General features: G+C 63.9%; 7 protein-coding genes and 1 pseudogene. 1 reads left to right on the forward strand and 7 read right to left on the reverse strand.

Features of this window, described 5'->3' with window-relative positions:
* The 5 genes and pseudogenes from EN925_RS15540 to rsfS all read right to left on the reverse strand — a co-directional run.
* A pseudogene (locus EN925_RS15540) lies at positions 1 to 488 on the reverse strand (divergent polysaccharide deacetylase family protein); the annotation flags it as partial.
* Positions 489 to 700: 212 nt separating this feature from the next.
* Positions 701 to 2,032 carry a S41 family peptidase gene (locus EN925_RS15545; protein ID WP_024502881.1) on the reverse strand — a complete coding sequence of 444 codons (1,332 nt, stop codon included), beginning with the start codon at positions 2,030 to 2,032 and terminating at the stop codon, positions 701 to 703.
* A complete protein-coding gene (locus EN925_RS15550) occupies positions 2,033 to 3,370 on the reverse strand; it encodes a murein hydrolase activator EnvC (RefSeq protein ID WP_127385436.1) in 1,338 nt (445 codons plus the stop codon).
* Between the two features lie 124 nt (positions 3,371 to 3,494).
* Positions 3,495 to 3,977 carry a 23S rRNA (pseudouridine(1915)-N(3))-methyltransferase RlmH gene (rlmH, locus tag EN925_RS15555; RefSeq protein WP_013529074.1) on the reverse strand — a complete coding sequence of 161 codons (483 nt, stop codon included), beginning with the start codon at positions 3,975 to 3,977 and terminating at the stop codon, positions 3,495 to 3,497.
* Between the two features lie 27 nt (positions 3,978 to 4,004).
* Positions 4,005 to 4,382, reverse strand: coding sequence for a ribosome silencing factor (gene rsfS, locus EN925_RS15560; protein WP_013529073.1), 378 nt, complete (start codon positions 4,380 to 4,382; stop codon positions 4,005 to 4,007).
* Between the two features lie 242 nt (positions 4,383 to 4,624).
* Between rsfS and EN925_RS15565 the strand changes: the two genes are divergently transcribed.
* A complete protein-coding gene (locus EN925_RS15565; RefSeq protein ID WP_013529072.1) occupies positions 4,625 to 5,476 on the forward strand; it encodes a mechanosensitive ion channel domain-containing protein in 852 nt (283 codons plus the stop codon).
* A gap of 9 nt (positions 5,477 to 5,485) precedes the next feature.
* Here EN925_RS15565 and EN925_RS15570 read toward each other — a convergent pair whose 3' ends face one another.
* Both EN925_RS15570 and EN925_RS15575 read right to left on the reverse strand, forming a co-directional pair.
* The gene (locus tag EN925_RS15570) at positions 5,486 to 6,769 is read right to left on the reverse strand and encodes an MFS transporter (RefSeq protein ID WP_013529071.1); all 1,284 of its coding nucleotides are present in this window, start codon (positions 6,767 to 6,769) and stop codon (positions 5,486 to 5,488) included.
* Positions 6,770 to 6,837: 68 nt separating this feature from the next.
* Positions 6,838 to 7,425 (reverse strand): nicotinate-nucleotide adenylyltransferase, encoded by a 588-nt coding sequence (locus EN925_RS15575; RefSeq protein WP_013529070.1) that lies wholly within the window; start codon positions 7,423 to 7,425, stop codon positions 6,838 to 6,840.
* Between the last annotated feature and the right edge of the window lie 32 nt (positions 7,426 to 7,457).

The following is a 7,457-nucleotide window of genomic DNA, read 5'->3' on the forward strand; positions in this document are numbered from 1 at the left end:
GACCAGGGCCGCGCATAGACGTCGAACGGCCGCCTGCCATCGGCGGCGCGCACCGGCAACGGCCCGGTCTCGCTGGCCTCGATCAGCGCCTTGTCGGGAATATGCGCGACCTTCAGGTTCTGGCCGACGGTCGACGGGTCGCGAATGACGATCGCTGCCTTGGGCGGCCCATCGCCCTCCTCCGTCTGCACATGGATGATCTGCGGCCCACCTGATTTGACCGGCGCCTCCGGCTTCGGTGCCGCCGGGGCCAATGCAGGCGGCGCGGCGGCAGGTTCGGCCGCCGCGGTCACTTTCAGCGTTGAAACGGCAACCTCTTGCGGCTTACGAAACGGCTTTTCCCTGAGCGCGATCGCGCCGGAGATGCCTGCCACCACCAGCACGGCCACTGTCGCCATGATCGCACCGCCGCTGAGCTTGCCGGCGGCGCGCGGCGGCCGGACTGCCTGTCCGAGCGGGCGTTCGATGTCCTTGCCGATATCAGTCAAGCGTAATCCCCGGGCGCATGGCTCCGAAGGCGAAGCCACTTCGAAACGGCATGCGCGAATTCATCAATCCCGGCGCACCCCCGCGCCATGCCTTGGGAGCTTTGCCTCGCCCCCGAATCAAACTGCCGGAACCTTTCGGTCCCGGCAGCATCGCATTGCTTCCATCATGCTCAAACAGAAAGATGGAGCGGCGCGTGCGCCGCTCCAGATCCCTACTGGTTGAGAACCGCCTTTTGCGGATTGGGCGGGAAGGACGGATCGGTCTTCTGGCCACGCAGCAGCTGCTCGGCATAGATGAGCTGCAGATCGTCTTTCGGATCCGGCGGCACATAGGCCGCAGAGCCCGAACCCGTCGTGCTCTCGTCGGCGCCCTTGATATGGCCCTTGAGATCGGATTCGCCACGCGTCAGATCCCTGCCCTGCAGTTCCGGCGGCAGTGGCTGTTCGACCTTGATGTCGGGCGTGATGCCCTTGCCCTGGATCGACTTGCCGGACGGCGTGTAATAGAGCGCCGTCGTCAGCCTGAGCGCACCATTCTCGCCGAGCGGAATGATGGTCTGCACCGAACCCTTGCCGAAGGACTGCGTGCCGACCACCGTGACGCGGCGCAGGTCCTGCAGCGCGCCGGCGACGATTTCCGAGGCACTGGCCGAACCGCCATTGACCAGGACGATCATCGGCTTGCCGTTGATGTCGTCGACCTGCTTGGGCTTGGCGTCGAAGCGGGTGACGTCCTTGGGGTCGCGGCCGCGCGTCGAGACGATCTCGCCGCGGTTGAGGAAGGCATCGGACACGCTCACCGCCTGGTCGAGCAGGCCACCCGGATTGAGGCGGAGATCCAGAACGTAGCCCTTCAGCTTGTCGTCGGGAATCTGCTTCTTGATGGTGTCGATGGCGTTCTCGAGGTCGTCGTAGGTCTTTTCGGTGAAGGAGGTGATCTTCATGTAGCCGATGTCGTTCTCGACCCGGAACTTGACCGCCTTGACCTTGATGATGTCGCGCACGACCGTCAGTTCGATCGGCTTGTCGGCGCCCTGGCGCAGGATGGTCAGCTTGATCGGCGTGTTGACCAGGCCGCGCATCTTGTCGACCGCATCGTTGAGGGTCAGGCCGCGAACCTCTTCGCCGTCGATCTTGGCGATGTAGTCGCCGGCCAGCACGCCTGCCTTGGCAGCCGGCGTGTCGTCGATCGGCGTGATCACCTTGACCAGATCGTTCTCCATGGTGACTTCGATGCCGAGGCCGCCGAACTCGCCCTTGGTCTGGACGCGCATATCCTGCGCCTGCTCGGCATTCATGTAGGAGGAGTGCGGGTCAAGCGAAGCCAGCATGCCGTTGATGGCATTCTCGACCAGCGACTTGTCGTCGGGCGGCGTCACATACTGTGCCCGCACGCGCTCGAAGATATCGCCGAAGATCGCCAGTTGCTTGTAGGTCTCCGACCCTGCAGCGTTCGCCGCCGAGCCGGGTGCGCCATAGACCAGGCTCATGGCGGACGCGCCCATCAGCGCACCGGCAAACAGAAGCGACAGTTTCCGCATTATTCACGTCCTTCCAGAAAAACGGTCCGCCCACCATGGGGCCGGATCGACGGGTTTTCCATCCTTGCGGAACTCGACATAGAGTTCCGGCGTGGCATTTCCATTCTTCGAAACCGAGGTGCTCGCCACCCGGGCCTCTCCCATCGCACCGATCGGCTCTCCTGCAAGCACTGATTGACCGGTCGCGACGCTGATTCTGCTCATCCCCGCCAAAACGACATGATAGCCGTCGCCTGCGTTCAGGATCAAGAGTTGACCATAAGAGCGAAACGGCCCCGCATAAAGCACATTTCCATCTGCCGGCGCGGTAACGATGGCTCCCGATTGTGTCGCAACCATGTCGCCTAGCATCACCGCGCCGTTACCGTCGTCGGCGCCGAATCGCCGCTTGATGCGGCCGGTCACCGGCAGTGCGATCTGTCCCTGCAGCGCCGAAAAGGGCACCGCGGCGGCAAGTTGGTTGCTTTCCGGAACGGGCAGCGACGCCAGTTCCGCCGGCGCGGATGTCTTGTCGCCATCCGCCGTCTTCTGCTCAGCGGCCTTGGCGGCATCGGCGGCCTTGCGGCTCTTGTCGGCCTGCGCTTCGAGCGAGGCGATCAACTCTTTCAGGCTGCCGGCCTTGGCCGCCAGCGCTTCGGATCGCTGCTTTTCCGCGGCCATTTGCGTTTGCGTGTCGGCTTCGAGCTTCTGCTTGGCCTCCAGCAGCATGCCGAGCCGCTTCTTTTCCGCCGTCTGGTCGCCGACCGCCGCCGTCAGCCGCGCCCGTTCGGCCTCGATCGACGCCGTAATCCTGGTCTGTTCCTTGAGATCGGCAAGCAGGCTATCGGTCTGCTGGCGCAGTTCCGGCACCACCGCGCCGAGCAGGATGGCGCTGCGCACCGACGACAGCGCGTCCTCGGGCTTGACCAGGATCGCCGGCGGCGGGTTGAGGCCCATGCGCTGCAGCGCGCCCAGCACTTCGGCCAGAACGTCGCGCCGCGCCATCAGCGAGGCGCGGATCTTCTGTTCCTGGCCCTTCAACCCTTCCAGCCTGGCGCCGATGTCCTCGATGTCCTGGCCGAGCTTCTGCTCGGTCATCGCCGACTGGATCAATGCGGCGGTGATCGAGGCGTGATCCTTCTTGATCGTCGCGATGTCGGCGGAGAGCTTGGCCAATCGTTCCGACGACAGCGAGATCTCCTTCGAGACCCGTTCATATTCGGCCCGGCTCTGGTCCGGATCGGGAGCCATGTCGAGCGTGTTTTCCGCCCGCCCCACATGCAGCGACAGCACAAGCACCGCCGCCGCGATGCCGCAGCGCGCGCACCATGAGCCCGTTCTTGATTTTCTGTCTTCAGACATTGAAGCCCGACTCTATGCGTGGCTTCGTTAACGAACAATCAACCATGTTCGAAACCGCCCACTCGATGCAATGTTACGTTGGCATTGGGGCGGAAATCCGGGTGTGTCGCACCAATTCACCGGCTTACGAGCGATGGTAGGGATGTCCCGAAAGGATGGTGGCCACACGATAAAGCTGCTCTCCCAGCATCACGCGCACCAGTTGATGCGGCCATGTCAGCAATCCGAACGACATCACCAGTTCGGCCTGGTCGCGCAGCGACTGATCGTGGCCGTCGGCGCCGCCGATGGCGATGATCAGCGCCTTGCGGCCACCGTCACGCAACAGGCCGAGGCGCCCGGCGAAATCTTCCGAGGAAAAGCTTTTGCCGCGTTCGTCGAGCAGGATCAGCGCGGTGCCGGGCTGCAACTGCGTCTGCAGTTTCTGGCCTTCCTCACGCCGGCGCTCGTTGGCGGTCTGGCCGCGCCCCTCGGCTATTTCGGCAATGCCGCCAAATTCAAGCCCCACCGCCGGGCCGCTCTTGGCGAAGCGCTCGAAATAGCGGTCGGCCAGCAGCTTCTCGGGGCCGGCTTTCATCCGGCCCACGGCATGAACTGATATCTTCATCCTTGCCTTGTAAGCCGCGCGAACGACTTAGTGGAGCGTTTCTTCCTCGAGGTCCGGCGCCTGCCACATCTTTTCGAGATTGTAGAATTCGCGGACTTCGGGGCGGAAGACATGGACGATGATGTCGCCAGAATCGATCAGGACCCAGTCGGCGCCGGACAGCCCCTCGACGCGCGCGGTGCCGAGACCGGCATCCTTGATCGCTTTGAGAAGATGATCGGCGACAGCCGCGACATGACGGTGCGATCGGCCCGAAGCGACGACCATATAGTCGCCGAGGCTCGATTTCCCCTGGATGTCGATGGAGACAATATTTTCGGCCTTGGAGTCTTCCAGACTGGCAAGGACTGTCTTGATGGCGCGGGACACGGCGTCGTCTACGCTGATCCTGGCCGGCGAAGGCATGATATCGGCCTTCTTCCGCAGTGCTGTTCTCAGTGTATTTCCTTTCGCAGCAAGAACAACCAAATCACCCCTTGAAGCAGGTGACACCACTTAGATAGGCAGAGTTCCCTGACAGTTTCAAGACGGGACCCTGCCTCGCACGAACGTATTGTCGCTCCTGTGGTTCCGCCGCACACCGGAAAAGATCGGAACCCTCGCCGTCGGCATGGGTTATCGGCTCACCGACCAACCGGATTTCCCCCATGCCGATCGACCCGCAAAACGCCTTCCTCAGCGTCCAGGCTGGCCTCGCCCAACTGAGCACGCTGATTGTTTCCTACTCCTTCTCGGCCATCGGTGCCGTTATCCTCTTGATCGTCGGCTATATCGTCGCCGGCCTTGCCGAACGTTCGATCTTCGCCGGTCTCGGCCATATCCATGGTTTCGACGCGACGTTGCGGCATTTCTTCTCCAAGATCGTCCGCTATGCCATCCTGATCCTCGTCACCATCATGGTGCTCGGCCAGTTCGGCGTGCAGACGGCCTCGATCATTGCCGCGATCGGTGCCATTGGCCTCGCCATCGGCCTGGCGTTGCAAGGCACGCTGCAGAACATCGCGGCCGGCATCATGCTTCTGGCGCTGCGGCCGTTTCGCATCGGCGAGTCCGTCGAGGTCGGTTCGATTGCCGGTACGATCGAGGAGATCGGCCTGTTCGCAACCAAGCTCAGGACGGCCGACGGGGTCTACATATTGGCGCCCAACTCGACGCTGTGGAACCAGCCGGTGCGCAACTTTTCGCGCAATGGCGTGCGCCGTAGCGACATCACGCTCAGCATCGGCTCCTGGAACGACATCGACAGGGCCCAAAAGACCTTGCTTGCCATTGCCGCCGCCGAACGGCGGGTCAAGCGTGAGCCGGCACCGATCGCTTTCGTCGCGACATTGGGCGACAGCACTGTTTCGATTGCCTTGCGCTACTGGACATCGTCGGCCGACTTCTTCGCCACCCAGACCGATCTCACCAAGCGCGCCAAACAGGAATTCGATAGCGAAGGCATATCGATCCCGCTGCCGCCACCGGAAGCCCCGTCGCCGGAAGCCCGTCGACAATAGTCGGGTGGCTCAGTGCCGGCCCTCATCGTCCGGTGCGAAGGCGAGTTCGACCGGCAACGGCGCCTGCGCCGTCATCGGTGCGAAACTGCCGGTTTCGCCGACCGGGACCGCACGCGTCGTGAACACACGCAAAAGCACGAACAGGCAGAAGGCTGCGGCGATGAGAACAGCCACATAGATGAAAGCCTGCGTTCCGAAGACGGCCGACAGCGCCGTCACGATGCCGGGCACGACGAAGCCCGACAGCGACCAGGCAAACAAAAGCGAACTGGACAGCGCCACCATGTCGTCCTTGCCGGCGCGGTCGGCGGCGTGCGCACTGGCCAGCGAATAGATCGATTCCGAAGCGCCGTCCCACACGATATAGATCACAACCAACGCGGCCAGCGCGCCGCCATCGAACCCGAGTGCAAACAGGCCGGCGACCATGGCGAGCGCGGATGCGGCGATCAGCACATAGCGGCGGTCGGTTCGGTCGGAAATCCAGCCAAGCGGGATCTGCAGGATCAGCGTGCCGAGAGGCATCGCCGAAAGCAGCAGCGCCACGTCGGCCTGGCTGTAGCCCTTGGCCGTGGCGTGGATCGGTGCGAAGCCAGCAATCGACATCGACAGGCCGCCGACGGCAAGCATGCCGGCGACGCCGACCGGTGAAACCCGCCAGGCACGGCGCAGCGCCACCGAGGCCGCCTGCGGCGCCGGCGGCTGGGCAAGTTTGGTCATCCCGACAGGGAGGATCGACAGCGCGGTGAAGACGATGCCGATCAGCGGCGCATCCGCTGTCCTGATATCGACCAGCGCTAGCGTCGCGTAGCCGACGCCGAGCCCGGCGACATAGGCAACGTAGAAGAAAGCCATCACCCGGCCGCGGATGGCGTTGGCAACCGCATCGTTCAGCCAGCTCTGCGCGACGATGAACAGGCCGCATATGGCAAAGCCGTAGAGCGCGCGGGCGGCTATCCACAGCAGCGGAAGGACCCCGGCGCCGACAGCGGCGTTGGCCAGCGCGATCAGCGCCGACAGCACCATGAAGGCGCGGGCATGGCCGACCCTTCGCACCAGCGGTCCGGTCAAGATGCAGCCGGCGAGCCCGCCGGCCGAAAGCCCGGTGATGATCAGCCCGGCCCAGGTCGGATCGAAACCCTCGGCGCCAAGCCGGACCGGGATGTAGGCAAACATCAGCCCGTTGCCGACGGCAATCAGCGCCATCGACACGATGACGCTGGCAATCGCGATCAGCGGCGTGGGCTCGGCGCCCTGCTCGGCTTCGCTGCGGTTTTTCCTGGGAATCGACATGCCTGCTCAGGATTGCCCATGAAACGGGCAAAGGAAGCGATAAAAGCGACATGGCCGGGCGGCCGGGCTCACCCCTTCGCCAGCTTGCGGATCGCGCTCGATGACAGCGACGAGCGCGGGCCGTGAATGAAGGTCCAGGCCGGCGCCTTCATGCGGGCAAGCCGCGGCGCATCGCCCTCGTCGATGCGGGCATAGTCGAAGGTCTTGGCGACGACCGAGGACAGGAACGACAGCGTCGCGCCCGGGCGGTCGATGACGGCGATCGGGAAGGTCATGACGATCTCGCGCCAGCGCTGCCACCGATGGAAATCGCGCAGACTGTCGGCACCCATGATCCAGACGAAATCGACACCGGGATTGCGCGCCTTGACCAGCGCCAGCGTATCGGCGGTGTAGCGGACGTGATGGGCGGCTTCGAAAGCGGTGACCTTGATCTTCGGGTTCTTGGCGATCTGTTCCGACAGCTGCAGCCGTTCGCCCAGCGGCGCCAACTCCCTGGTGTTCTTCAGCGGATTGCCCGGCGTCACCATCCACCACAACTGGTCGAGCGCCAGGCGTCTGAGCGCGATCTCGGCGACCAGCGCATGGCCGGCATGCGGCGGATTGAACGAGCCGCCGAACAGGCCGACGGCGAGGCCTTTCTCGGCGTGCGGCATTTTGAAATAGTGGGAGGGGATAGCCTCCTTAC

The organism is Mesorhizobium sp. M7A.F.Ca.US.006.04.2.1 (assembly GCF_004022915.1).
GTDB classification, from domain to species: domain Bacteria; phylum Pseudomonadota; class Alphaproteobacteria; order Rhizobiales; family Rhizobiaceae; genus Mesorhizobium; species Mesorhizobium ciceri.